22 protein-coding genes are annotated in these 25,917 nt (G+C 66.8%); 12 read left to right on the top strand and 10 right to left on the bottom strand.

Features of this window, described 5'->3' with window-relative positions; all coding sequences use genetic code 11:
* The first annotated feature begins 69 nt into the window (after nt 1-69).
* Both WMC41_RS27415 and WMC41_RS27410 read left to right on the top strand, forming a co-directional pair.
* A complete protein-coding gene (locus WMC41_RS27415) occupies nt 70-1,176 on the top strand; it encodes a 4-oxalomesaconate tautomerase (protein ID WP_432349450.1) in 1,107 nt (368 codons plus the stop codon).
* A 36-nt stretch (nt 1,177-1,212) separates the two neighbouring features.
* Entirely contained in the window at nt 1,213-2,271 is a 1,059-nt protein-coding gene (locus tag WMC41_RS27410; protein WP_432349449.1) for an isocitrate/isopropylmalate dehydrogenase family protein, read from the top strand.
* Nucleotides 2,272-2,343: 72 nt separating this feature from the next.
* Here the strand turns inward: WMC41_RS27410 and rraA are convergent, their stop codons facing one another.
* From rraA to WMC41_RS27380, 6 genes are all read right to left on the bottom strand, one after another.
* The gene (gene rraA / locus WMC41_RS27405; RefSeq protein WP_432349448.1) at nt 2,344-2,838 is read right to left on the bottom strand and encodes a ribonuclease E activity regulator RraA; all 495 of its coding nucleotides are present in this window, start codon (nt 2,836-2,838) and stop codon (nt 2,344-2,346) included.
* On the bottom strand, nt 2,835-3,812 hold the full coding sequence (locus WMC41_RS27400) for a D-2-hydroxyacid dehydrogenase family protein (RefSeq protein ID WP_432349447.1): 978 nt from the start codon (nt 3,810-3,812) through the stop codon (nt 2,835-2,837). Before WMC41_RS27400 ends, rraA begins: the two co-directional genes overlap by 4 nt.
* 3 nt (nt 3,813-3,815) lie before the next feature.
* Complete coding sequence (locus WMC41_RS27395) at nt 3,816-4,901, bottom strand: Ldh family oxidoreductase (protein WP_432349446.1); 1,086 nt, start codon at nt 4,899-4,901, stop codon at nt 3,816-3,818.
* A gap of 120 nt (nt 4,902-5,021) precedes the next feature.
* On the bottom strand, nt 5,022-5,918 hold the full coding sequence (locus WMC41_RS27390; protein ID WP_064333882.1) for a LysR family transcriptional regulator: 897 nt from the start codon (nt 5,916-5,918) through the stop codon (nt 5,022-5,024).
* Nucleotides 5,836-6,093, bottom strand: a complete 258-nt coding sequence (locus tag WMC41_RS27385) for a hypothetical protein (RefSeq protein WP_244770274.1) — start codon at nt 6,091-6,093, stop codon at nt 5,836-5,838. Before WMC41_RS27385 ends, WMC41_RS27390 begins: the two co-directional genes overlap by 83 nt.
* A gap of 118 nt (nt 6,094-6,211) precedes the next feature.
* Nucleotides 6,212-7,300, bottom strand: coding sequence for an AbrB family transcriptional regulator (locus WMC41_RS27380; protein ID WP_432349445.1), 1,089 nt, complete (start codon nt 7,298-7,300; stop codon nt 6,212-6,214).
* 139 nt (nt 7,301-7,439) lie between these two features.
* Here WMC41_RS27380 and WMC41_RS27375 point away from each other — a divergent pair, with 139 nt between their 5' ends.
* Complete coding sequence (locus WMC41_RS27375) at nt 7,440-8,096, top strand: GntR family transcriptional regulator (protein ID WP_244770276.1); 657 nt, start codon at nt 7,440-7,442, stop codon at nt 8,094-8,096.
* A gap of 32 nt (nt 8,097-8,128) precedes the next feature.
* On the opposite strand, the gene WMC41_RS27370 is transcribed toward WMC41_RS27375, so the two are convergent.
* The 4 genes from WMC41_RS27370 to acnA all read right to left on the bottom strand — a co-directional run bounded on the left by WMC41_RS27370 (nt 8,129) and on the right by acnA (nt 14,252).
* Entirely contained in the window at nt 8,129-9,526 is a 1,398-nt protein-coding gene (locus WMC41_RS27370) for a CoA transferase (RefSeq protein WP_432349444.1), read from the bottom strand.
* Nucleotides 9,523-10,677, bottom strand: a complete 1,155-nt coding sequence (locus WMC41_RS27365; protein ID WP_432349443.1) for a 2-methylaconitate cis-trans isomerase PrpF family protein — start codon at nt 10,675-10,677, stop codon at nt 9,523-9,525. The genes WMC41_RS27370 and WMC41_RS27365 overlap by 4 nt, the downstream gene beginning before the upstream one ends.
* A gap of 29 nt (nt 10,678-10,706) precedes the next feature.
* A complete protein-coding gene (locus WMC41_RS27360) occupies nt 10,707-11,444 on the bottom strand; it encodes a sulfite exporter TauE/SafE family protein (RefSeq protein WP_244770279.1) in 738 nt (245 codons plus the stop codon).
* A 114-nt stretch (nt 11,445-11,558) separates the two neighbouring features.
* Nucleotides 11,559-14,252 (bottom strand): aconitate hydratase AcnA, encoded by a 2,694-nt coding sequence (acnA, locus tag WMC41_RS27355; RefSeq protein ID WP_432345939.1) that lies wholly within the window; start codon nt 14,250-14,252, stop codon nt 11,559-11,561.
* A gap of 385 nt (nt 14,253-14,637) precedes the next feature.
* Between acnA and tcuA the strand changes: the two genes are divergently transcribed.
* The 9 genes from tcuA (at nt 14,638) to WMC41_RS27310 (ending at nt 25,885) form a co-directional block, all read left to right on the top strand.
* Nucleotides 14,638-16,059, top strand: a complete 1,422-nt coding sequence (gene tcuA / locus WMC41_RS27350) for an FAD-dependent tricarballylate dehydrogenase TcuA (RefSeq protein WP_432349442.1) — start codon at nt 14,638-14,640, stop codon at nt 16,057-16,059.
* A complete protein-coding gene (gene tcuB / locus WMC41_RS27345) occupies nt 16,056-17,189 on the top strand; it encodes a tricarballylate utilization 4Fe-4S protein TcuB (protein WP_432349441.1) in 1,134 nt (377 codons plus the stop codon). Before tcuA ends, tcuB begins: the two co-directional genes overlap by 4 nt.
* A gap of 214 nt (nt 17,190-17,403) precedes the next feature.
* A complete protein-coding gene (locus WMC41_RS27340) occupies nt 17,404-18,309 on the top strand; it encodes a LysR family transcriptional regulator (protein ID WP_432349440.1) in 906 nt (301 codons plus the stop codon).
* Between the two features lie 176 nt (nt 18,310-18,485).
* Complete coding sequence (locus WMC41_RS27335; protein WP_244770703.1) at nt 18,486-19,430, top strand: ABC transporter permease; 945 nt, start codon at nt 18,486-18,488, stop codon at nt 19,428-19,430.
* Complete coding sequence (locus WMC41_RS27330; RefSeq protein ID WP_244770702.1) at nt 19,427-20,245, top strand: ABC transporter permease; 819 nt, start codon at nt 19,427-19,429, stop codon at nt 20,243-20,245. Before WMC41_RS27335 ends, WMC41_RS27330 begins: the two co-directional genes overlap by 4 nt.
* The gene (locus tag WMC41_RS27325) at nt 20,242-21,870 is read left to right on the top strand and encodes an ABC transporter ATP-binding protein (RefSeq protein ID WP_432349439.1); all 1,629 of its coding nucleotides are present in this window, start codon (nt 20,242-20,244) and stop codon (nt 21,868-21,870) included. Before WMC41_RS27330 ends, WMC41_RS27325 begins: the two co-directional genes overlap by 4 nt.
* 1 nt (nt 21,871) lies before the next feature.
* Nucleotides 21,872-22,735, top strand: coding sequence for a serine hydrolase (locus WMC41_RS27320; protein WP_244770700.1), 864 nt, complete (start codon nt 21,872-21,874; stop codon nt 22,733-22,735).
* 29 nt (nt 22,736-22,764) lie between these two features.
* On the top strand, nt 22,765-24,309 hold the full coding sequence (locus WMC41_RS27315; RefSeq protein WP_244770699.1) for an ABC transporter substrate-binding protein: 1,545 nt from the start codon (nt 22,765-22,767) through the stop codon (nt 24,307-24,309).
* Between the two features lie 130 nt (nt 24,310-24,439).
* On the top strand, nt 24,440-25,885 hold the full coding sequence (locus WMC41_RS27310; protein WP_432349438.1) for a M20 family metallopeptidase: 1,446 nt from the start codon (nt 24,440-24,442) through the stop codon (nt 25,883-25,885).
* Nucleotides 25,886-25,917 lie beyond the last annotated feature (32 nt).

Below are 25,917 nucleotides of genomic sequence, written 5' to 3'. Positions count from 1 at the left end.
GGGGCTCGCACGCCGGTTTTCAAGGTGTGCAATTGCATCCAATTGTCTACATCAATCAGCGAGGGCATCATGCCAGCACAACATCCCATCCCCTGCATCCTCATGCGTGGTGGAACGTCGAAAGGGCCTTACTTCAAGATGCAGGATATTCCGCAGGATCCCGATATCCGCGCGCGCGTCCTGCTGGCGGCGATGGGCTCGCCCGATATCCGCCAGATCGACGGCCTCGGCGGCGCGGACACGCTGACGAGCAAGGTCGCGATGGTCGGCCCGTCGAGCCGCGAGGGGGTCGATGTCGACTATCTCTTCGCCCAGGTCTCCGTCGACAAGGCGATCGTCGACACCTCGCCCTCCTGCGGCAACATGCTGTCCGGCGTCGGCCCCTTCGCCATCGAGACGGGCATGGTGCCGGTCGGCGGGGCGAAGACCAGCGTCGTCATCTACGACATCAACACCCAGAGCCGCATCGAGGCGATCGTCGAGACGCCGGACGGCGCCGTCAATTACGAGGGCGACGCCCGCATCGACGGCGTGCCGGGCACGGCGGCGGAGATCCGGCTCAATTTCATGGATATCGTCGGCTCGAAGACCGGCGCGCTGCTGCCCACCGGCAAGCCGATGGAGAAAATCGAGGGGATCGATGTGACGCTCATCGACGTCGCGGTGCCGATGATGATCGTGCGCGCCGCCGATGTCGGCAAGACGGGCTACGAGAGCGCCGCCGAACTCGATGCCGACGGAGCCTTCTTCGCACGCATGGAAGCGATGCGCATGGAGGCCGGCCGCCGCATGGGTCTCGGCGACGTCACCGGCAAGGTGGTGCCGAAAATGGCCATGCTGGCCGCGCCGCGGGAGGGCGGGAACGTCGCCGCGCGCTATTTCGTGCCGCACAAGACGCATGCGGCCTTCGCGGTGACGGGCGGCCTCTGCGTCTCCTCCTGCGTGCTGGTGCCCGGCACCGTGGCGGATGGCCTTGCAGAACGGCCGCAGGGGGACGATTGTACCGTGGTCATCGAGCATCCGACGGGTCTCATCGATGTCGCCATGACGAGCAAGCCGCACGGCAATGCCGTCGAGATCATCAGCGGCGGGGTGGTGCGCACCGCGCGCAAGCTGATGCAGGGCAACATCTTCGTGCCGGCGGCGACCCTGCTGCCGGCATCTCCTGCGGCCTGAGTCACCGATACCTCTGTTCCTGGAGTTTATGGAATCATGAAACTGCTTGTTCTTCCGGGTGATGGGATCGGCCCGGAAATCGTCGGCGCCACCGTCGCGGTGCTGGATGCCGTCGACCGCCGCTTCGCCTTCGGCTTTCGCTACACGACGCGCGACATCGGCTTCGTCTCGCTGGAGAAGACCGGCACGACGCTGCCCGCGGATCTGCTCGACGAGGCCCGCGGCATGGACGGAACCCTGCTCGGCCCGATCTCCCATCTCGACTATCCGCCGCGCGACAGGGGCGGCATCAACGTCTCGGCCGCCTTCCGCACCCAGCTCGACCTCTTCGCCAACATCCGCCCGGCCCGCACCCGCAAGGGTGTCTTCCACCGCGGCACGGACATGGACCTCGTCATCATGCGCGAGGCGACGGAGGGCATGTATCCCGATCGGAACATGTTTGCCGGCACCGGCGAATACATGCCGACGGAGGACGTGGCGATCTCGATGCGCAAGGTCACGGCAAGGGCGATCGAACGCATCGCCAGGGCCTCCTTCGCGCTGGCGCGGGCGCGCCGCCGCAAGGTGACGGCGGTACACAAGGCCAATGCCTTCGTGCTGACCGACGGGCTCTTCCTGAAGGAGGTGCGCAAGGTCGCCGCCGATTATCCCGACGTGGAGCTCGAAGAGGTGCTGGTTGACGCGATGGCGGCGCTGCTCGTGCGCGATGCGAGCCGCTACGACGTCATCTGCACCACCAATTTCTACGGCGACACGCTCTCCGATCTCGCCTCCGAGCTCTCCGGCAGCCTTGGCCTCGCCGGCTCGCTGAATGCCGGTGCCGATCATGCCGCCGCGCAGGCCCAGCACGGCTCGGCACCCGATATCGCCGGGCAGGACAAGGCGAACCCGACATCGATGATCCTGTCGGCCGCGATGCTGCTGCGCTGGCACGGCGAACGCGCCGGCGACGCGCGTTACATCGAAGCTGCGGCCCTCATCGAGGAGACCATCGACCGGGTTCTTGCCGATGCCGCCACCCGCACCCGGGACCTTGGCGGACCGCTCGGCACGGCGCAGTTCACCGAAACGGTCGTTGCGGCCCTCGGCTAGGCCGGCAAGGAAAATGGCACCGGAGCGCCTGCCCCGGTGCCGCAGCAACTTCGCCTCCTCGCGTGGCCCTGGTCAGTCGGCCGGATGCACCGGTCCGTCCGCCACCAGCACGCCATCGGCATCCGCATAGAGATAGGCCCCCGGGCGAAATTCGACATTGCCGAAGACGAGCGGCACGTCGCGGGCGCCATGGCCGGTCTTGCCGCTCTTCTTGGGCGCCTGGCCGAGCGCCATCACGCAGAAATCCATGGCGTCGATGTCGGCGCTGTCGCGGATCGCGCCGTTGATCAGGAGGCCCTGCCAGCCGTTCGCCTGGCCGAGGGCGGCGATCTGGTCGCCCACCAGCGCGCAGCGCAGCGAGCCGGCGCCATCGACCACGAGCACCTTGCCCGTGCCGCTTTCCTCCAGCGTCGCGCGCAGCAGTCGGTTGTCCTCGAAGGTCTTCAGCGTGACGATCTCGCCATGGAAGCCCTTGCGCCGGCCGTAGGATTTCCATTGCATCTCGCAGAAGCGCACCTCGGCATCGTTGCTGTCGACCAGATCCGCCGTCTTGATGATGTCCGTCACGTTCTTTCCTCCGTCTTCGGTGCGGCGAGCACCCGCACGGGCGCACCGTCGCGCCAGGCCCTGATATTGTCCACCGTGTCGCGGTAGAAGGCGGCATAGGCGCCTTCGGTGACATAGCCGAGATGCGGCGTCAGCACGGTGTTCGGCATGGTGCGCAGCGGATGATCGGCCGGCAGCGGCTCGATGTCGAAGACGTCGAGCCCGGCCTTGATGCGGCCCTGCCGCAGCCCTTCCACCAGCGCCGCCTCGTCGACCAGCGGGCCGCGCGCGGTGTTGATCAGCCATGCTCCCTGTTTCATCTGGCCGAGTTCGGCGGCGGAGACGGTGTGCCGGCTGCGCTCGCCGAGAATGAGGTGCAGCGAGACCACGTCGGCCTCGCGAAACAGGGTCTCCTTGTCGACGCGGCGGGCGCCGGCCTCCGCGGCGCGCGCGTCCGTCAGGTTCTGGCTCCAGGCGATCACCTCCATGCCGAAGGCTTTGGCGATCGGCACCATGCGGCCACCGAGCTTGCCGAGCCCGACCAGCCCCAGCGTCTTGCCGCCGAGCACGGTTCCCACCGTGTGCTGCCAGCCGCCGGCGCGGATGCGGGCGTGCTCTTCCGGGATCGACCGGGCGAGCGAGAGGATAAGCCCCCAGGCGATTTCCGGCGTCGCATGGGCGGATTCGCCGGCATGGGTGTGGCAGACGGTGATGCCGCGGGCGACGGCGGCCTCCATGTCGATGGTGCGCACGCGCGCGCCGGTGACCACGATCAGCCTCAGCGCCGGCAGCCGCTCGATCAGCGCAGCGGACAGCGGCATGCGCTCGCGCATGAGGCACAGCACGTCGAAGCCGGCGAGTGCGCCCGCGGCCTCGTCCTCGCTCGCAAGGTTGCGGCCGAAGCGGACGATCTCGCAGTCGTCGCCGAGCAAGGCCCAGTCGGCAAGGGTGAGCGCCACATCCTGATAGTCGTCGAGGATCGCGATCCGCAGCATGGCTCAGGCCTTTCCAAGCGTGTCGAGGTCGATCGAGAGGCCGGCAAGGCCCGCCTGCTCACGCAGCATGGCAAGGTCGGCCGCGGTGAGCGGGATTCCCTCGGCCAGCCGTGTTTTCATCCGGTTCGCCTCCGGCTCGCCCGGCATCAGGATCGGCTGGTCGTCATCCACCCGCGGACAGGCGCGGGCGCGGCTGACGAGATCGTCCATGCGCGTATGGTAGGCCGCTTCGCCGAGGAACAGCGAGGGCCGGAAGGCGATGAAGCTGTGGCCGACATTCTGCGGCCGGTCGAGATCGCGATACTGGTCGCCCACCTTGCCGCCATAGGCCGCGCCGCTCATCACGCCCGCAAGGACTTCCATCATCAGCGACAGTCCCGATCCCTTCGCGCCGCCGAGCGGCAGCACGATGCCCTCATAGGCCCGGCGGGCATCCGTCGTTTCCCGGCCGTCGATGTCGAGCGCCCAGCCGGCCGGGATCGGTTCGCCCGCCTGCATCGCCCGGCGGATCTTTCCGCGCGCGACGACCGAGGTCGCCATGTCGAGCACGATCGGCGGCGAGCCCTCGCCGCCCGGTGCACCGAAGGCGAAGGGGCTGGTGCCGAGGAAGGGCGTGCGCCCGCCCCAGACCGGCATGCTGGGCGAGGCGTTGGTGAAGACGAAGGCGGCATGACCGGCATCGATCGCCTCCAGGAGATAGGCCGCGGCCATGCCGAAATGGGCGCTGTTGCGGACGCTCGCCATGCCGATGCCGCATCGTTCCGCCGCGGCGATCGCCTCCTGCATGGCCCGGCGGGCGACGACGAAGCCGAGGCCGTCATCGCCGTCGACATGTGCGGCGGCGGGCATGGGATGCGAAATGCGGATATCGGGCCGGGCGCGCACCAGGCCGCGGCGCAGGCGGTCCGCATAGACGGGAATGCGCGAAATGCCGTGGGTGCCGACGCCACGGAGATCGGCGAGGACCAGATAATGCGCGACGGTGGCCGCGTCCTGCGCGGGGACGTCGAGGCCGGCGAAGATCGCCGCCACCGCGGCCTCCAGCCGAGCGGCATCCGCATGCACGATCGTTCCATCCTTCGCCTGCATTCGACCATCCTCCTCCAGAAGCCCGCGGCTCACGACATCATGGACTATCAGCCATGGATGCCAATGTATACTATTGTATCCAGAAATTCCGGATGGAATTCCGCGTCCCCGCTTCGATCCTTAGCGCTTGCGGGCCAGCGCCAGGAACTCGCGGATGGGCCGGGAGAGCGGACTCGACCCGCGCCGCACGGAAAGCAGCTTTCGGCTCGCCCATGCGTCCGACAGGCGCACGCTGATGACATCCGTTCCCGCAAGCAGATGCAGGCTCGTCGAGCGCAGGAAGCCGATGCCGAAACCTGCCTCCACCATCCGCACAAGCGACGGGAAGGTTTCGACGCGCACCCGCTCGCCGAGCGCCCGGCCGCTGCGGGCGGCGGCTTCGTTCAGCAGCCGGTCGAGCGCGCCGCTCTGGTGGATGCCCACCACCTCGTGTTCGGCCACCGCATCGAAGCTGATCGGCTTTCCCGATTGCAGGCGCGCGGCCAGCGGATGATCCGGCGAGCACAGGACGAGCACGTTGTCGTCCTCGAAGACCTCGGTCTCGAAGCGCGCGACATCGTTGTTGTCGGCGACGAAGGCGATGTCCGCCTGCCCGTCGTCCATCGCGGCGAGTGCGAGGGCCGCCGACATTTCCTGGATGTCGAGGCCGATGCCGGGATGGCTCTGCGCATAGGCCGCCAGAAGCTCCGGCAGCCGGCCCGACAGCGAGGAGCTGGTGCAGGCGAGCCGCAGCGAGCCGCGCGTGCCCGCCGAGAAATCGACCATCTGCGTGTTGAGGTCGGCGACCTGCCGCAGGATCTCGCGGCAGCCGGCGACATAGACCTCGCCCGCCGGCGTCAGGCGCGCGCCCTGCAGGGAGCGGTCGAACAGCGCGACGCCGAGCCGGGCCTCCAGCTCGCTGATACGCCGGCTGACGGCGGACGGCGCGATGTTCTCATGCTCCGCCGCCCGCCCGATGGATCCGTACCGGGAGACCGCGACGACGAGGCGCGCCGTTACCGGATCGAAGGGCTGCATGGCGCACCTCCGATGCCGCCGGCGGCGGGGATGGGTCGGCCAAGCCGAAGTCGCGGTACACCCGCGCCATGAGGCGCGCGTCGAAACGATGCAGCGAATAGTCCGCGCAGCGCCGGACGAAGGCGAGGTGGCGCTCGATGGCCGAGGCGATGTTGGAAAGGATGACCAGGATCATGGCACGTTCCACCGATTGGGGGTTGCTCGATATCCATGGCCTATCGGTTCCTGTTGCTTGCGGGTAGCGACGGTTGGCGAGGAGGGCATCGCGCCTCGGCAACACCCGCCTTTCGCCTTCAGCCCTTACCCTCCCCGCCCGACAACCGCAACCAGAGCGGCAGGATCGACGGCGCCGCCAGAACGACGATGACCACGCGGCAGAGGTGATGTAGGCTCACGAAGGCCGGATCCGCATTGAGCGAGATGGCGATCAGGCTCATCTCCGGCAGCCCGCCCGGCACCAGCGCGAGCAGGCCGAGCGCGAAGGGGATGTCGAGATAGCGGTCGAAGGCGATGGCGAAGAGCGCGGCCATGGTGAGGCTGAAACAGGTGAGCACCAGCCCGAGCACCACGCCGGTCAGCATGGTGCGCCGCGCGACGCCGGCAAAGTGCTGGCCGATCGTCGCGCCGATCACCACCTGTGCGACGGCGATGACGAGATCGGGCACCGCCGCATCCGTCAGGCCCGTGATGTGGGCGGCGGCGCTCAGCACCAGCGGGCCGGTGAGGTTCGCCGCCGGCAGGCGGAGGCGGCGGCCAAGGAAGATGCCGAGCATGGCACAGCCGGCGAGCACGATGGCGTCGAGGGCCGAGAGCGTCAGCGCCCAGTGCATCGTCCGGTCGACCGTGCGTCCGGTGAGCGCGGCAAGCGCGCCCGAAAGGGTGAGCGACAGCGGCACGATGGTGATCAGGAGAACGAGGCGCGTCGCATGCACCATGCTCACGCTGCGCACATCCGCCTTGAAGGAGGGCGCCATGGAGATCAGTTCGCTGAGGCCGCCGGGCATGCCGCTCAGGGCCGCCGTCGCCGGGTCGAGCCGGCCGAGGCGGCGGCACACGACGATGCCGAACGCCGCGACGATGACCGTATAGACGGCGACCGCGGCAAGGCTCACCGGCCATTCGGTCGCCTGGCGCAGCACCTCCGGCTTGAAGGCGCTGCCGACCATCAGCCCCACCACCGCGATCATCGCCGCGCGCGGCTTCGGCGAGGCGCTCACGCGCACGCCGGCAACCGCCAGCGCCATGGTCAGCGCCATTGCGCCGAGCAGCCAGCCGAGCGGCAGGCCGAGCATATAGCCGCACCAGCCGCCGACCGTGCCGATGGCGAGCGTGCGCAGGGTATGAAGCAGCGGGACGGTCTTGCCGTGCCCGGCCGTCTTCAAGGGTGGGATTTCATGCTTCGACACAGGTCGTACCATTTCGCTTTTGCTTTGCATCCAATGGCATGCAATTAAACAACCCCGTGGACAACGCCTTTTTCCTTCTGTAGCCGGAAAGTCCACACGGACGGGAGAGCCAGTCATGACCGCATCCAAGGACCTGCTTTCCAAGACGCGCGGCCAGAGCACCTACCAGGCCATTCTGACGGCCATTCGCGACGGCATCTACCGGCCGGGCGATCCGCTGCGCGAGGAGGAGGTGGCGACCCGCCTCGGCGTCAGCCGCACGCCGGTGCGCGAGGCGCTTGGCCGCCTGCAGGAAAAGGGCCTGCTGGAGGCGGCGCCCGGCCGGGGTGTCGCCGTCTCGATCCTTTCCATGCAGCAGATCTTCGAGCTCTATGCGATGCGCGAGGAGTTGGAGGGTATCGTCGCCCGCTTTGCCGCGCGCCATGCGACAGAGGCCGAGATCGCCAATCTGGAACGGCTCAATACCCGATTCGCCGCCTCGGAGGACCCCAAGGTCGCCGCCCAGTGGAACCGGCAGTTCCATGCGCGCCTCTACGACGCCGCCCGCAACCGCTACCTCCGCCAGGCGGTGGAAGACCTGCAGGAGACGATCGCGCTGCTGCCGGACACGACCTTCATCCAGCCGGGCCGCACGACGACGGCGACCGACGAACATGTCGCAATCATAGACGCAATCCGCCGGCACGATGCGGACGGGGCGGAAAAGGCGGCCGCCGCGCACATCAAGGCCGCGCTGGAAGCCCGCCTCATCATCACGAAAAGCGAGACCTGAAGCGCTTCGGTGCGCCGCCGCCCGCGCCGCCGTCATGATTGCGGCCAGTGGGCGGGATCGCTGCCGAGCGGCACGGGGATGCGGCTCCAGGCGGTGCGCATGCCGTCGAAACGAAGCGCCGGCCGCAGGGCGGTGACGCGGCCGAAGGCGGTGTCGTGCGTGTCGAGCAGATCGGCCACGGCGGCGACCTCCGGGTTGGCGGACGGATACGCGGCGTCGTCACCCAGGGCATCGCGCATGCGCCACATCCAGTGCGCGGTCGCGGCAAGCGAAAGCGTCGCCTGCCACTGCCCGCCCTGCTCGTGGCGCCGGATGAGGGCGAGCATGGCGGCGAAGGCGGCAAGGTAGCCCGTAAGGTAGTCGAGCGGCTGGCATGGCAGCAGCGCCGGTCCCCTGCCCTCGCGTCCCTCCGCCGCCATGCCCGTCGTCGCCTGTACGAGGCTGTCATAGCCCCGGCGCCCCTGCCAGGGGCCTTGCAGCGAGAAGGCGGACAGCGAGAGGTGGACGAGGTGCGGATTGAGACGGCCGAGATCATCGGGGCCGAAGCCGCGACCGCGGAGCGATGCCGGCCGGTAGGCATCGAGGACGATATCGGCATCGGCGGCAAGCGCCCGCAAGGATGCCCGCCCTTCCGCGGTGTCCAGCTCGGCGAAGGCCGCGTGTTTGCCGAAGCCGGTGTCGATCACGAGGGAGGGGATCGAGGGAAGACGGGGGCTGGCGATGCGCATGACCGTCGCGCCGTGCTCGGCCATCGTTCGGCCCGCCATGGGGCCGGCGATGACGCGGGAGAGGTCCAGCATGCGCAGGCTGGAAAGCGGCCGTTCGCCGCCTGGCGGTAGCGGCATGGCCGCTGTCCCGTTTCGTTCGAGATGTACGAGAGGCTGTGCGGCGATGGCCGCGGCCTGCGGTTCGCGCAGCCACGCCGCGCGTTCCCGCACCCGGGCGGCGCACAGGCCGCGCCGGATCGCTTCGGCCTCGATATCGTCCGCCCGGCGTTCGGCCACCGCCGCCTGCACCGCATCGGCATCGTTGGCAACGCCGAGGAGGGCGAGCAGCCCGTCCCGCAGATGGGGGAAGTTGCCGTGCAGATAGACCCATTCCCCTCCCGCCGCCTCATAGAAGCCGGTGAAGGGATCGCGGAATTTGGCCGGCTTTCCGTCCACCAGCAGGTAGCTGGAGCTCGCCATGGCAAGCTCCGCCTCCCGCATGTCCAGCGAAATGCGCGGGCGCTCGCCGGTCCTCAGCTCGCGGATGCGCGAGGCGGCCAGCCCCACGGCCCCGAGCACCGCCGCGGCGAGCGGCGCGACCGGCCAGGGTGTTGCGAGCACCTTGGGCCGCTCCTCGATGGTGAGGCGTTCGACCGGCGCATCGTCCCAGCCGATGGCATTGAGGAGGTCACGGAGCGGCCTTTCCGCCGCGCCGAGGCTCATGGCTTCCCCTCCCCGTCGAACGGGGCCACGGCCACCTCGCCCTGCATCAGGCGCCGCGCGGTGCGGTAGACCCGGCCGCTCTCGACATGCCAACCTTCGCCGCGCGGGAAAACGGTTGCGCCGGCCGCGACGATGCCGGAGGGATGGCCGATCCGGATGGCTTGCGTGCCGGCGTCCCTGGAGCAGAGCCGGTGCGGCAGGGAGCCTTCGATCCGGCAGGCGACGGCAAGGCACATGGCGCCGGTCAGCGTCACCGCCCGGTGCGCGCGTTCCATGGAGAGCATGCGGATGGCGATGTCCTGCGCCTCGCCGCCGACGGTCCGGCCGTCGAGCGTCACGAAGGGGGCAGGCGCCGAGACGACGGCGATTTTGGGATTGGCAAGGCCGACGCCATCCGGCGTCGAGCCAAGTCCCATCCGCACGCCGGCGGCGCGGCGCAGCCGGTCGAGCAGCGTCATGGCCTCGCGATTGCCCTCGATGGCGTCGGGATGTTCCGATCCGGTGAGACCTGCGTCTTCCGCCGCCACGAAGGCGACGGGATTGCTGGCATCGACCAGCGACATTTCGAAGATGCGGCCGTCGACCTCGACCCTCTCGATGACCTGCCCCGTCGGCAGGAGGCCGGATGTCACCGTGCCGCCGGGATCGAGGAAGTCGAGCGCGATGGGCGCCCCCGTTCCCGCGACGCCGTCCACGGTGGCATCTCCCGCCGTCACGGCCTTGCCATTGCGTACGGGAAAGCGGGCATGGATGATCTTCTTCGTGTTGACCTGGTGGATGCGCACCAGCGCTTCGCCGTCCGCCGCGCGCACCAGCCCTTCATCGACCGCGAAGGGGCCGACGGCCGAGGAGAGGTTGCCGCAATTGGCGCCCCAGTCGACGACCGGGCGGTCGACCGCGACCTGCGCGAACGTATAGTCGACATCGGCGTCCGGGTGCGTCGGCGGGCCGATGATGACGGCCTTCGACAGCGACGAGGTGCCGCCGCCCATGCCGTCGAGCTGGCGGCCGTAGGGGTCGGGGCTGCCGAGCGCCGAGAGCAGCATCCGGTCGAGCGCGGCCGGGTCCTGCGGACAGTGCCGGGCATGGAAAAAGACGCCCTTGCTGCTGCCGCCGCGATAGAAGACGGCCGGTATGAAAATCTGTGTCATCTTCCCTCCTCCCCGCCCGGGCTCTTCCCTCAGGCGAGCTGCATGATCCCCGAAACGAAATAGACGGCGCCGATCCCCGTCACGATCCAGCGCGTCCAGGCGCGGAAATTGGCATCCGTCATGCGGTGCAGGATGATGTTGCCGGAGCGCGTTCCCAATACGGCGATGGGCACGGCCGCGGCGATCGCCAGCCAGCCCTCCGACGAGAGCGTCATCGCCGCATCCCAGTAGAAGGCCACCTTGGTCGCATGGGTGAGGAACTGGATGGCGGATTTGGTGGCGATGACCGTGCGCCGGTCCATGTTGGTGCGGATGAAGAAGACGTCGATGCTCGGCCCGGAAACGCCGACGCCGATCGCCAGCCCGCCGGACAGGAAGCCGCAGGTAAAGGCGTGCAGCGGTTTCGAGGCGTCGAGCTCCAGCTTGCCGAGCGGCAGCCAGACGAGGATCGGCAGGAGGCCGACGACGATCGAGACGACGATGAGGCTCGGGCGATAGGCGACGAGGATGAGCAGGATCGCGGCGCTGAAGAGGCCGGCCGTGAGGGTCGCGAGAATGCGGTAGTCCAGATAGTCGCGCGAGAACCAGGCCCGCGATCCGTTCGACACCATCTGAACCAGGCCATGCACGGCGATCGCGGTCGCGACGGGCACGAGGAACAGGAGGACCCAGAGCAGGATCATCCCGCCAGCCATGCCGAAAATGCCTGAGAGCAGCGATGTCAGGAAAACCGTGACGGTCATGCCGGCGAAGAGAACAACGGTCATGGAGAACTCGGGATTGTCCGGGTGAAAGACCCGGCGCGGCATCGTTCGGCGGCAGCGCCGCCGCCTTGCATGGATGGGCACCGGATCGGTCGCGACCCGGTGCCCGTCGTTTCGTCAGGCAGCGAGGTCTCTGAGGACGGTTTGTAGGATGCCGCCGTTGTTCATGTATGTGACCTCGTCGAGGGTGTCGATGCGGCAGAGGAGCGGGATGTCGCGGACGGTTCCGTCGGCATAGGTGATCTTCGCGATCTTCTTCTCGCGCGGTTTGATGTCGCCTTCCAGGCCCTCGATGGTGACGGTCTCGTCGCCCTTGAGGTCGAGGGACGCCCAGGTCGTGCCGTCCTCGAAGACGAAGGGCACGACGCCCATGCCGACGAGGTTGGAGCGGTGGATGCGCTCGAAGGACTGGGCGATCACGGCCTTGACGCCGAGAAGGTTGGTGCCCTTGGCCGCCCAGTCGCGCGAGGAGCCGTTGCCGTATTCGACGCCCGCGAAGATGACGAGCGGAACGCCCTCCTCCTTGTACTTCATCGCCGCGTCGTAGATCGACATCTCCTCCTTGGAGGGATAGTGGATCGTGTAGCCGCCCTCCTTGCCGTTCGGCCCCAGCATGTGGTTGCGGATGCGGATATTGGCGAAGGTGCCGCGCATCATCACCTCATGGTTGCCGCGCCGCGTGCCGTACTGGTTGAAGTCGGCGACGCCGACGCCATGGCCGATCAGGTAGGCACCGGCCGGCGAGGCCGCCTTGATCGAGCCGGCCGGCGAGATGTGGTCGGTGGTGATCTTGTCGCCGAACAGGCCCAGCACCCGCGCGCCCTTGATGTCGGAAAGGCCCGAGCCGGTCCTGCCCATGCCGACGAAGTAGGGCGGGTTCTGCACATAGGTCGACTGGTCGTCCCAGGCATAGGTCTGGCCCGCCGGCACCTGCACGTCCTGCCAGTTGGCGTCGCCCTTGAACACGTCGGCATATTTCGTGGCGTAGAGCTCGCGCGTGACATACTTCATGATGAAGGCCTGGATCTCCTTGGAGGAGGGCCAGATGTCCTTGAGGTAGACCGGCTTGCCGTCCTTGTCCTCGCCGAGCGGCTCGCTCGTCAGGTCCTTCTGCACGGAGCCGGCCAGCGCGTAAGCCACGACGAGCGGCGGGGAGGCGAGGTAGTTCGCCTGCACGTCCGGCGAGATGCGGCCCTCGAAGTTGCGGTTGCCCGACAGGACGCCCGCGGCGATCAGCCCCTTGTCGTTGATCGTCCTGGAGATCGGCGCCGGCAGCGGGCCGGAATTGCCGATGCAGGTCGTGCAGCCGAAGCCGACGAGGTTGAAGCCAAGCGCGTCGAGATCGGCCTGCAGGCCGGACTTGGCAAGGTATTCGCCGACGACCTGCGATCCCGGCGCCAGCGACGTCTTCACCCACGGCTTGGTCTTCAGACCCTTCGCGACCGCGTTGCGGGCGAGAAGCCCGGCGGCGATCAGCACCGACGGGTTCGACGTGTTGGTGCAGGACGTGATGGCGGCGATCGCCACGTCGCCATGGCCGAGATCGTAGTCCGTGCCCTCGACCGGATAGCGGTTCTCGAGCTGGCCCGGCTTCTTGTAGTCGTTCTCCATCGCGCTCGCAAAGCCCGAGGCGATGTTCTCCAGCGGAATGCGGCCCTCGGGGCGCTTCGGGCCGGCCATGGCCGGAACCACGTCGCCTAGGTCCAGCTCCAGCGTGTCGGTGAAGACGAGGTCGGAGCCGTCGCCGTCACGCCACATCCCTTGAGCCTTCGAATAGGCCTCGACCAGCGCGATGCGCTGTTCTTCGCGGCCCGACATGGTGAGATAGTTGACCGTCTCGGCATCGACCGGGAAGAAGCCGCAGGTCGCGCCGTATTCCGGGCCCATATTGCCGATCGTCGCGCGGTCGGCCAGCGTCATGTTGTCAAGGCCGGGGCCGAAGAACTCGACGAACTTCGACACCACGCCCTTCTTGCGCAGCATCTGCACGACCATCAGCACCAGGTCGGTCGCCGTCACGCCTTCCTTCAACTTGCCCGTCAGCTTGAAGCCGATGACCTCGGGCAGCAGCATGGAGACCGGCTGGCCGAGCATGGCCGCCTCCGCCTCGATGCCGCCGACACCCCAGCCGAGAACGCCGAGGCCGTTGATCATCGTCGTGTGGCTGTCCGTGCCCACGCACGTATCCGGGTAGGCGATGATCTCGCCGTCTTCGTCCTTGGTCCAAACCGTCTGGCCCAGATATTCCAGATTGACCTGATGACAGATGCCCGTGCCGGGCGGAACGACGCGGAAGTTCTTGAACGCCTGCTGGCCCCATTTGAGGAAGCGGTAGCGCTCGCCGTTGCGCTCGTATTCCAGCTCCACGTTGCGGGCAAAGGCGGTCGGCGTGCCGAACTCGTCGACGATGACCGAATGGTCGATGACGAGGTCGACCGGCACCAGCGGGTTGATCTTCTCCGGATCGCCGCCGAGCGAGACCATCGCATCGCGCATCGCCGCAAGGTCCACCACCGCCGGAACGCCGGTAAAATCCTGCATCAGGACGCGCGCCGGGCGGTAGGCGATCTCGTTCTCGACCGTGCCCTTGTTGGAAAGCCATTCGGCGACCGACAGGATGTGCTCCTTCGTTACCGAGCGGCCGTCCTCGAAGCGCAACAGGTTCTCCAGCAGCACCTTCATCGAATAGGGCAGCTTGGAGACCCCGGCAAGCCCGTTCGCCTCGGCCTTCGGCAGGCTGTAATACACATAGTCGGTGCCGTTCACCGTCAAGGTCGAACGACAATGGAAACTGTCTAGGGATCTGGACACGTTATACCCCGTTCCGTCTGGTCGCCAGAAACTGACGTACGAACGCCCTCGCGCCAAAGCGCCTGCGGGATGCGGGTGCGGCCATTTCCGCTGTCCGTACCCGGAAATCTCTCCCCGTGTTCGGCGCTGAACATCAAATTCACGCCGACCGCTGGCGTGGCGACCGCGTTATAGATAATTTCCGGGCGCCCCGCTACAGCAATGTATCCATTTGCATACTGCCGTTCGGCGAATGGGGGCTTCTCCAATTGCGAGGCCCTGTTTTCATTTGCGATTTACCGATCGATGCCGTGCGGAAGCAGGCGCTCGTTCGTCCCGTGCTTGACTGTATACAAATGTGTGCAGTATGAACAACGCAGTGCAGCAAAGGCGGAACGGCTCCAGCATGCTTGACGGTTCGACAGACTACGACGTGCTCATCACGGGCGGCGGCAACGCCGCGCTCTGCGCGGCGATCAGCGCCCGGCGGGCCGGCGCGCGGGTGCTCATTGCCGAGGGTGCGCCGCGTTTCTATCGGGGCGGCAACACGCGCCACACCCGCAACATGCGCTGCGCGCACGATGCGGCGACCGAAACGCTTTCCGGTCCCTACAGCGAGGAGGAGTTCTTCGACGACCTGCTGCGCGTGACCGGCGGCCGGACGGACGAGGCTTTGGCACGCATGATGATCGCCGAATCCAAGGAGATGCTGACCTGGATCGTCGAGCAGGGCGTGCGCTTCCAGCCCTCCCTCGGCGGCACGCTCAGCCTCGGGCGCACCAATTCCTTCTTCCTAGGCGGCGGGCGGGCGATGCTCAACACCCTCTACCGGACGGCCGAAAGCCTCGGCGTCGAGATCGTCTATGACGCCGAAGTCGTGGACCTTGCGATCGAGGGCGCACGGTTCCGCTCCGCCATCGTGCGGCATGCCGGCAGGGACGTCTCCATCCGCGCAAAGACCTTCATCGCGGCCAGCGGCGGCTTCGAGGCGAACATCGACTGGCTGAAGGAAGGCTGGGGCGAGATCGCCGAAAATTTCCTGATCCGCGGCACGCCCTACAATCGCGGCACGGTGCTGCGGATGCTGATCGACAGGGGCGTGATGCAGATCGGCGATCCCACCCAGTGCCACGCCGTCGCGATCGACGCGCGTGCGCCGAAATTCGACGGCGGCATTATCACGCGCCTCGACTGCGTCGTCTTCGGCATCGTCGTCAACAGGCATGCCGAACGTTTCTATGACGAGGGCGAGGATGTCTGGCCGAAGCGCTATGCCATATGGGGGCGGCTCGTCGCCGCCCAGCCGGACCAGATCGCCTATATCGTCTTCGACGCGCCCTCGCTCGAACTCTTCATGCCGTCCCTCTTCCCGCCGGTGGAAGCCGATACGATCGGCGGGCTTGCCGAGAAGCTGGGCCTTGCGCCCGCGGCGCTTGAACGTACGGTCTCCGGTTTCAACGCCGCGGTCCGGCCCGGCACCTTCGACCATACGGCCCTCGACGACTGTCGCACCGAGGGCCTCGAGCCGGCCAAGACCCACTGGGCGCGGCGCATCGAGACGGCGCCCTTCTATGCCTATCCGGTCCGGCCGGGCATCACCTTCACCTATCTCGGCGTCAAGGTGGACCGGGCGGCGCGCATGATGATGGTGGATGGCCGCCCGGCGGCCAACATGTTCGCCGCCGGCGAGATCATGGCCGGCAACGTGCTCGGCCAGGGTTATGCCGCCGGCATCGGCATGACGATCGGCAGCGTCTTCGGCCGCATTGCCGGGCGGGAGGCCGCCCGTCTCGTTTCGTCCGCAAGCCAGTCCCCGGAGGCCGCATGAACATCCACACTCCGCTCCAGCCGGCCCATGCGACGGCAAGCCTTGCCGAGGCGGACCGCCTGATGACGGTCTGCAATTCCTGTCGCTATTGCGAGGGGCTCTGTGCCGTCTTTCCGGCCATGGAAATGCGGCGGGCCTTCTCGGATGGTGATCTCAACTATCTTGCCAACCTCTGTCACAGCTGCGGCGCCTGCTTCCACGATTGCCAGTTCTCGCCGCCGCACGAGTTCGACGTGAACGTGCCGAAGACGCTGGCGATCGTGCGCAACGATTCCTACCGGACCTATGCCTGGCCGCGTGCCTTTTCCGGCCTTTTCCATCGCAACGGGCTGGCGATCAGCCTGATCGCGGCGCTGAGCGTCGCGCTCTTCATTGCCGGCTTTGCCGCCTGGCACGATCCTGCCGTGCTCTTCGGCGTGCATACCGGGCCTGGCGCCTTCTACAAGCTGATGCCGCACAATGCGATGGCGCTGCTCTTCGGCGCGGCCTTCGCCTATGCCGTGGTGGCGATGGCGATGGGCATCCGCAATTTCTGGAAGGATATCGGCGAGCCCGCAGGCACGCTCGGGGAACCCGCCTCGATCTGGCAGGCAGTCCGCGATGCGGGAAGCCTGCGTTACCTCGATGGCGGCGGGGTCGGCTGCATGAACGAGGACGACCGGCCGACCGACCGGCGGCGCCTCTACCATCACATGACGTTCTACGGCTTCCTCCTGTGTTTTGCCGCGACCTCGACGGCGACGCTCTACCACTACCTTCTCGGCCTCGAAGCCCCCTACCCGGTCTATGATCTGCCGGTCGTGCTCGGCACGCTCGGCGGCATCGGCCTCCTCGTCGGGCCGGCGGGCCTGCTCCACGCGAAATGGCGGCGCGATCCCGTTCTCAAGGACGGTTCGCGCACCGGCATGGACGTCGCCTTCCTCGTGATGCTGTTCCTGACGAGCCTGACCGGCCTCCTGCTGCTCGTCCTGCGCGCCACGCCGGCCATGGGCCTGCTGCTCGCCCTGCATCTCGGCGTCGTCTTCAGCCTGTTCGTCACCATGCCCTATGGCAAGTTCGTGCACGGCATCTACCGCTTCCTCGCGCTGGTGCGCTATGCGAAGGAGAAGCGGCAGATCGACGGAGCCTGAAGCCCGTCGGGACCCATGACGCCGTTGCCGTCGCGGGCTCGCGACGGCGGACCCTGGCTTTGTTCGTGGTACCTGCGCTTCATCGCGCTTGAACAGGCGCTGCCGGTGACTTATTGCCTTTCCGGCAGCGACGGGAATGTGCTGCGAGGGCTGCCGCCTTCGTCCTTCAGCGCATCGGCGGCGTGATCGATCTTGCCTTGAGGGTGCCGGCATCATGAACATCAGGCAGCTCGACGTGTTGCGCACGCTTCTTTCCACCGGCTCGACCATCGCGACCGCCAAGGCCATGGGGCTCAGCCAGTCGGGTGTCAGCCGCTTGCTGGCGCAGCTCGAGGCGGATTTGGCGCTGACCCTGTTCGCCCGCGACAAGGGGCGGCTCATCCCGACGCCGGAGGCCGTGATCCTTGCGCGGGACGCGGAAAACGTGCTGCTCGCCGTCGATCGCATGGCGGGGCATGCGGAGGACCTGCGCAACGGCGCCTCGGGGCCGGAGATCGTCCGCATCGGCCTGCCGAGCAGCATGTGGGAGAATTTCGCGCCGGCCATGCTGCTCGACTATGTGCGGGACTTTCCGGGCGTGCGCATCGAGACGTTCTTCGAATCGACGACGGCGATCAACAAGCTGGTCGGGGAACGGGTGATCGACCTCGGCTTCCTGCGCCTGGAGGGCGAGGTCGGGCCGGGCATCGCCGTCGAGAAGGTCGCCAGCGGCGAAAGCGTCTGCGTCATCCCGAAGGACCATCCGCTGGCCGGACTGGAGGAGGTCACCGTCCGCGATCTGCGGAACGTACCCCTCGTCCTCATCGGCCGGCAGCGCCCGAACCGCATGGCGCTCGACCAGGTCTTCAAACGGGCCGGCGTGAAGCAGATGGTCAAGATCGAGACGCACACCAACAGCTCCGCCTGCTCCTATGTGGCGCACGGGCTGGGGATCACGATCATCAGCAGCTTCTATGCGAATCTCTATCGCCATCTTCCGGTGGTCCACCGCCCGTTCGTGCCGCAGACCACGCAGGAATTCGGATTGGCCCGCGCCGCCGGGATGCCGCTCTCGATTGCGGCCCAGGCCTTGAGCGATGCGCTCAAGCGGCAGATTCTGCTTTCGCAGGAACGCCATTGAAATCAAGTTGATAGCTTTTGGCTTCCATCGATGGCGGCGATGGGCAGTGCTCGCAAGTCTGCATAACAGTATGACAAAATCGCATAATATTGCGCAGTTTTATTCATTCCGTCATAGTCAATCCAACGAAACCGATGGCGGCCGAGAGGAAAGTCGGCCCCAATCGTGGGGAAACAATGCTGAGATTCATCCTGAGCCGTCTCGTGATGGCCCTGCCGACGATCGCGCTCGTGTCGGTGACGGTTTTCGCGCTCATCCGCTTCATTCCCGGAGACCCTGCCGCCCTCATGCTGGGCGACATGGCCCAGCCCGAGCAGATCGCCGAGATGCGCACCGAGCTCGGCCTCGACAAGTCCATGCCGCAACAGTTCCTCATCTGGGCCGGCAATGTGCTGCAGGGTGATTTCGGCCGGTCGATCGTCAACGACGAGGCGGTGCTGCCGCTGGTGGTGTCGCGCTTCCTCGTCAGCGCCGAGATCGTCGTCGTCGCCGTTCTTCTCGCCAGCCTGGTCGCCGTGCCGGCCGGCGTCATCGCCGCCTGGCGCCAGAACAGCCTGACGGACCTTGCCTTGGTCGGCACCGCCACGGTGCTGCTGTCGATCCCCACCTTCTGGCTCGGCCTGCTGCTTCTCCTGTTCTTCGGCCTCAAGCTCGGCTGGCTGCCGGTGCTCGGCTACGTGTCGATCCGCGACGATCTTGCCGGCGGCATGCTCTATCTCGTGTTGCCGATCATGACGCTGGTGATCCACGAGGCGGGCGTGCTGATCCGCATGGCGCGCGCCTCGACGCTGGAAGTGCTGCGCCTCGACTATATCACCCATGCCCGGGCCAAGGGGCTTTCCGAGGGAGCCGTGCTCTGGCGCCATGCCTTCAAGAATGCCTTCGGCCCGACCTGGACGATGATCGGCCTGATCCTCGGCAACCTGCTCGGCGGCATCGCCGTCATCGAGACGGTCTTCACCATTCCCGGCCTCGGCCGGCTGATGGTCGACAGCATCTTCGCCCGCGATTACCCGGTCATCCAGGGGTGCCTTCTGTTCGTCTCGCTGTCCTACGTGCTGGTCAACCTCGTCGTCGACCTGCTCTATCCCCTCTTCGATCCGCGTGTTGTCGCCGAATGAAAAAGTTCACCTTCAACGGGCTCATCGGCGGCATCCTGATCGCCATCCTGCTCCTCTCCGCCGCCCTCGGCCTCGTCTGGACGCCTTTCGATCCGATGAAGCTGTCCTTCACCGCCCGCCTCGCCGCGCCGGGTGCCGACCATCTGCTCGGCACCGATGAATTCGGCCGCGACGTCCTGAGCCGCCTGATGGTCGGTGCCCGCGCCAGCGTCTGGATCGGCGCGCTGACCGTCGGCTTCGCCACGATCTGCGGCACGCTGATCGGCCTTGTCAGCGGTTATGCGCGGGGCTGGGTCGACGGCGTCATCATGGCCGTCAACAATGCGCTGCTCGCCTTTCCCGGCATTCTGCTGGCGCTCGGCCTGCTCGCCGTCTTCGGCGCCAACCAGTACGGCATCATCTTCGCGCTCGGCATCGCCTATACGCCTTCCATGGCCCGCGTCGTGCGCGGCGCGGTGCTGTCGCTGCGCGAACGGGAGTTCATCGAGGCCTCGCGGGTGATGGGCAATGGCGAACTCTACACGATGGTCCGCCACATCCTGCCGAACTGCCTGGCGCCGATCACGGTTCTCGCAACCTCCATGTTCGGCTGGGCGATCCTGTCGGAAAGCGCGCTCTCCTTCCTCGGCCTCGGCGTGCCGCCGCCGGCCCCGACCTGGGGCAACATGCTGGCGGCCGGCCGTCCCTTCGTCGAGCAGGCCGTCTGGCTCGGCCTGTTTCCCGGCCTTTGCATCGCGCTGACGCTGCTCGGCATCAATCTCCTGGGCGACGCCCTTCGCGACAAGCTCGACCCGCGCATGAGGGGCCTGAAATGACGACGGATACGCTTCTGACCGTTCGCGACCTCTCGCTTCAAGTCGCCGGGACCGGCCGCGAGGTCGTCCAGTCCATCGCCTTCGATATCGCTCCGGGCGAGATCTTCGGCATCGTCGGCGAGAGCGGCTCCGGCAAGACGCTGGCAACCCGTGCGCTGATCGCGCTCCTGCCGCCGGCCATCCGGGTGAAGGGCGGATCGGTACGCTACAAGGGGCGCGATGTCCTCGCCATGAAGGACCGGGAACTCCGGAACCTGCGCGGCGCCGAGATCGGCGTCGTCTTCCAGGAGCCGATGACCTCGCTCAACCCGTCGATGACCATCGGCCGGCAGCTGGAAGAGGGCCTGATCCTTCATACCAAGGCTTCGCCCGAGGAGCGTCGGGCGCGCATCCTCGACATGCTGAAGCGGGTCGGTATCCGCGATCCGGAAGGGGCGCTTACCGCCTATCCGCACGAATTCTCCGGCGGCATGCGCCAGCGCATCATGCTCGCCTCCGTCATGCTGCTGAAGCCGGCGCTCCTGATCGCCGACGAACCGACCACCGCGCTCGACGCCGTCATCCAGCGCGACGTGATGGAGCTGATGGTGGAGCTGACGCGGGCCGAGGGCACCGCCGTGCTGCTGATCAGCCACGACCTTCCCATGGTGGCGCGTTACACGAACCGCATCGTCGTCATGGAAAAGGGCGCCATCGTCGAAGCGGGCCGGACGGAGGACCTGCTGGAGGCTCCGCAGCACCCCTATACGAAGAAGCTGCTTTCCTCCTTGCCTTTTCGCGGCGAGGCCCGCGCCATCGACATGAGCAAGGCGCCGATGGTCTCGGCCCGCAATGTCATGGTCGACTATGCCGGTCGCAGGTCGCTGTTCCGCCGGGGCAAGGCGAAGCGGGCACTGCAGGGCGTCAGCGTCGATATCCACGAGGGCGAGGTCGTGGCGCTGGTCGGCGGCTCCGGCTCGGGCAAGACGACGCTTGGCCGCACCATTGCCGGCCTCGTCAAGCAAAGCGGCGGCGAGATCCGGTTCCAGGGCCGCTCGCGCGAAGCGGACTGGACCGACTATCGCCTGAACTGCCAGATGGTTTTCCAGGATCCCTATTCCTCGCTCGATCCGCGCATGACCATCCTGGCGCTGGTCGAGGAAGCGCTGCGGCTGGTGCCGGGCCTCGATGTGAGTGCCAAGCGCAAACGCGCGCTCGAAACGCTGGAGGAGGTCGGTCTCGGGGCGGACTATGCCGAGCGCTATCCGCACGAGCTTTCCGGCGGCCAGCGCCAACGCGTGGCGATCGCCCGGGCCATCGCCCGCCGCCCGCGCTTCCTCATCGCCGACGAGCCGGTCTCCGCCCTCGACGTGACGGTGAGGGCACAGGTGCTCGACCTCTTCTCCGACCTGCAGAAGCGCTACGGCTTCTCCTGCCTGTTCATCAGCCACGATCTCGGCGTCGTCGAGCAGGTCGCCGACCGCGTCGTCGTCATGCAGGACGGCCGGATCATCGAGGAAGGCGACCGCGACACGATCTTCGACAGCCCGAAGGAGGCCTATACGCGCCGGCTCCTCTCGGCCATCCCCGCCCTCGACCAGAACGAGAAGGGCGGCGTGACACTCAAGTGGCGCCTGGAGAATTGACGTGGAAACCTCTTCCCATCACGGCCCCGTCGCCGCGCGGCTGGCGGACATCTGCAATGCGCAGCCTTTCGTCACGCGTTTTTTCGTCCGCAACCTGAAGACCGGCGAGACGATCGAGCATCGCGCGGATGAAGAGACCCCTTCGGCCAGCACCCGCAAGACCTCGATCATGATGGCCGCGCTGAAGGCGGTGCACGAGGGCCGGCTCGATCTCGACGAACAGATCACCTACGAGGCGCGCTTTGCCGAGGAAGTGGCGAGCGGCATGCTGCGCTACATGACGCCCGGCCTCGTCATCTCGCTGCGCGATGCCATCACCGGCATGATGGTGCTGAGCGACAATGTCTGCACCAAGATGGTGTTCGAGCGGCTGACCCTCGAAGAGGTGGATGCCTATTGCAAGTCCATCGGCCTGACGGGCACGCATCACCGCTTCCTCATTCCCCCGCTGGCGCTGGCCCCGGACCACGCGCTGACCTCGGTGACCACGACGACTGCGCGCGACCAGGCGTTCCTCCTCCAGACGATCCTCGACGCGCAGACCTCGGCCGAGGCCGCCGCGCGGCTCGGCACGTCGCCGGAGCTCTGCGCCTATGCGCTGCAGACGCTAAAGAACCAGATCCTGCGTTACGCGATCCCCTCGCGCCTGCCCTTTGCCACCGTCGTGGCACACAAGGGCGGCACGGGCAAGCGCGGCCGCATGAATGCCGGCATCGTCTATCGCGACGGCGCCCCTTTCTACATCATCGCCGCCTTCACCGACGAGGTGCCGCAGGTCATGCCTGACGGCACGCCGGGATACACGATGGCGCTCGAGACCATCGGCAGGCTCTCGCGCGCCTGCTGGGACGGCTTCCAGGCTTGAAAATCAACGACAGCAAAGAGGGTAGAACAATGAAGAAACTTCTCCTTTCGGGCACGGCGCTGCTTGCCATGGTCCATATCGCCGCCGCGCGCGACATCACCGTCGCGCAGAGCTCGGACCTGCGCAGCAACAATCCCGGCGTCAACCGCGACGGCAATACGGACGGCGTGATCCTGCATATCGTCGAAGGCCTCGTCGGCTACAACAACAGCGGCGAGGTGAAGCCGCTTCTCGCCAGGAGCTTCGAGACATCCGCCGACGGGCTCACCTACACGTTCAAGCTGCGCACGGACGTGACGTTCCACAACGGCAAGCCGCTGACGGCGGACGACGTGGTGTGGAACTGGACGCGTTACCTGAACCCCGAAACGAAATGGACCTGCGTGAAGGACTTCACGGAGGGCGGCGCGGCGCCGGTAGCCGGCGTCAAGGCGCTCGATGCAGAGACGGTCGAGATCACGCTCGAAAACCCGTCCGCCGTCTTCCTCGGCCTGATGTCCCGTCCGGAATGCGGCTATACCGGCATGATCTCGCCGGAGAGCGTTTCTGCGGACGGCGTCTTCGACAAGCCGATTGGCACCGGTCCCTTCCAGTGGGACGCGTGGAAGAAGGGCGAATACATCCATCTCACCCGCTTTGCGGACTATGTTTCGCCGGCAAACGACGGCAAGCCGGACGGCATGGTCGGCTCCAAGCGGCCGCTCGCCGACGGCGTCAAGTTCATGGTCATTCCCGATGCCTCGACCGTGAAGGCGGGCTTGGAATCCGGCGTGCTCGACACGGCGGAGATCTCGCCCGACCTGATCCCCGAATTCAAGGAGAGCGACAAGACGCAGCTCATCGTCTCGCGCAACAACGGCAAGAACCTCTTCTACATCCAGACGCGCGATCCGGTCCTCAGCAAGCCCGGCGTGCGCCGCGCCATGGCGATGGCGCTCGATCTCGACGAGCTTGCCGCGGCCGCCTCCAACGGCACGGGCGAGGCGAACGGCTCGATGGTCTCGCAGGATTCGGTCTATTTCAGCGAAACGCAGAAGAAGCGCCTGCCCTATGATCTGGAAGCTGCCAGGAAGGAACTGGCGGATGCGGGCTACAATGGCGAGCCGATCACCATCATTGCCAACAAGCGCGGCAATGTGCCGAGCTTCCCGGCGGCCGTGATGGCGCAGGCCATGATGCAGCAGGTCGGCCTCAACATCCAGATCGAGGTGCTGGACTATGCGACCCAGGTCGATCGCCGCCGCTCCGGCAATTACCAGGTGATCTCGCAGTCCGTCGCCCCGCGTCTCGATCCGGCGCTGATGTATGCCTTCTATGTCGGCGACAAGGACAAGAACGCCTCGCTGATGTGGGACGATCCGAAGGCGATCGAGCTGATGAAGGCGGCCCATGTCGAGGCGGATCCGGCCAAGCGCCAGGCGATCTTCGACGAGTTTCACGAACTGATGCTGAAGGAAATGCCCGGCATCTTCCTTTACGACATGGTCGACGTCTGGGGCGCCACGAAGAAGCTGAAGGGACAGCCGGTCTGGCAGTCGAACGCCCGGCTCTGGGAAGTCTCGGTCGACGATTGAGCCTTGCCGTCCCGCGCCGGAGGCGGCCCCCGGCGCGGGACGTCCATTTCATCGAAACCGGATCCGGCGGCTCGCCCGCCGGACACTTTTCTGCGCCCCAAAACGGGCGGATACACTGCGAGGACAGGCCATGAACCATGACGACGTACAATCGATCGCCGCGGCGATCGAGGCGATGGCGCCGGATTTCACCACGCTCAGCGACGCCATCTGGGGTTTCGCCGAGCTGAAGTTCGAGGAGCGGCGATCGTCGGAGGTCCTGGCGAAGGCGCTGGAGGAGAACGGCTTTGCGGTGCGGCGCGGCGTGGCGGAGATGGACACGGCCTTCATCGGCGAATGCGGCAGCGGCGGCCCGGTCATCGCCTTCCTCGGGGAGTTCGATGCGCTGGCAGGAATGAGCCAGGTTTCGGGCATTGCCGAAGCCGCTCCGATGGCCGCCGGTGAAAGCGGGCATGGCTGCGGCCACAACCTGCTCGGCGTCGGTTCGCTGCTTGCGGCGGTCGCGCTCGCCCGTCACCTGAAGGCAGAGGGCCTGCCGGGCACCGTCCGCTATTATGGCTGCCCTGGCGAAGAGGGCGGCTCCGGAAAGACCTTCATGGTGCGGGCCGGCCTGTTCGACGATGTCGACACGGCGCTGACTTGGCATCCGGCCCCCTTCAACGGCGTGCGCTCGACCAACAATCTTGCCGTGCTCGAATACTTCTACCGATTCAAGGGCCTTGCCGCCCATGCCTCCAACGCCGCCCATCTCGGCCGCTCGGCGCTCGATGCGGTGGAACTGATGAATGTCGGCGTCAACTTCCTGCGCGAGCACATGCCGCAGGATTGCCGGGTGCATTATGCGATCACCGATACCGGCGGGAAGGCCGCGAATGTCGTGCAGGCGCGGGCGGAGGTGCTCTATCTCATCCGTGCCCCGGAAATGTCGCAGGCGCTGGCGCTCGCCGCGCGCGTGGAGAAGGTGGCACGCGGCGCGGCGATGATGACGGAGACGGAGGTGGAGATCGTCTTCGACACGGCCTCGACCAATCTCCTCCCCAATATCGCGCTCGAGACGGCGATGCACGAGACTATGGTGGCGCTTGGCCCGATCGCCTTCGACGAGGGGGATATCGCCTTCGCCAAGGCCATCCAGGACACCTTCACGCAGGAGGCGATCGACAGCAGCCTGCGGCTCTACCGGATCAGGGACGATGTCTTTTCCAATGCGAAGGTCGATGGAACGACCCCGCTGCATCTCGGCCTGCGCGCCTTCGAAGGGGAGTCGCATTTCCGCGCCGGCTCGACCGATGTCGGCGATGTCAGCTGGGTGACGCCGACCGCGCAGTGCTGGACGCCCGCCTGGGCGATCGGCACCAACCCGCACACCTGGCAGGTGGTGGCACAGGGCAAGAGCCCGGCCGCGCACAAGGCGATGACGCATGCCGCAAAGACGCTGGCCGCCACCGGCCTGTCGCTGATGACTAGCCCGGCCCTGCTTGCCGAAGCAAAGCGGGAATGGCTGGAGAAGAAGGACGGCAAACCCTATGTCTGCCCCATTCCGGCCGGGATAAAGCCGACCGAAAAGCGAGTGTGAGGACGCCCTCTCAGGAATGGGCGGTGATGTCC

This window comes from Shinella yambaruensis, from assembly GCF_050859155.1.
In the GTDB taxonomy this organism is placed as follows: domain Bacteria; phylum Pseudomonadota; class Alphaproteobacteria; order Rhizobiales; family Rhizobiaceae; genus Shinella; species Shinella yambaruensis.
Note: the sequence above shows the minus strand (reverse complement) of the source record. Positions and strands in the feature narration are given on the sequence as shown.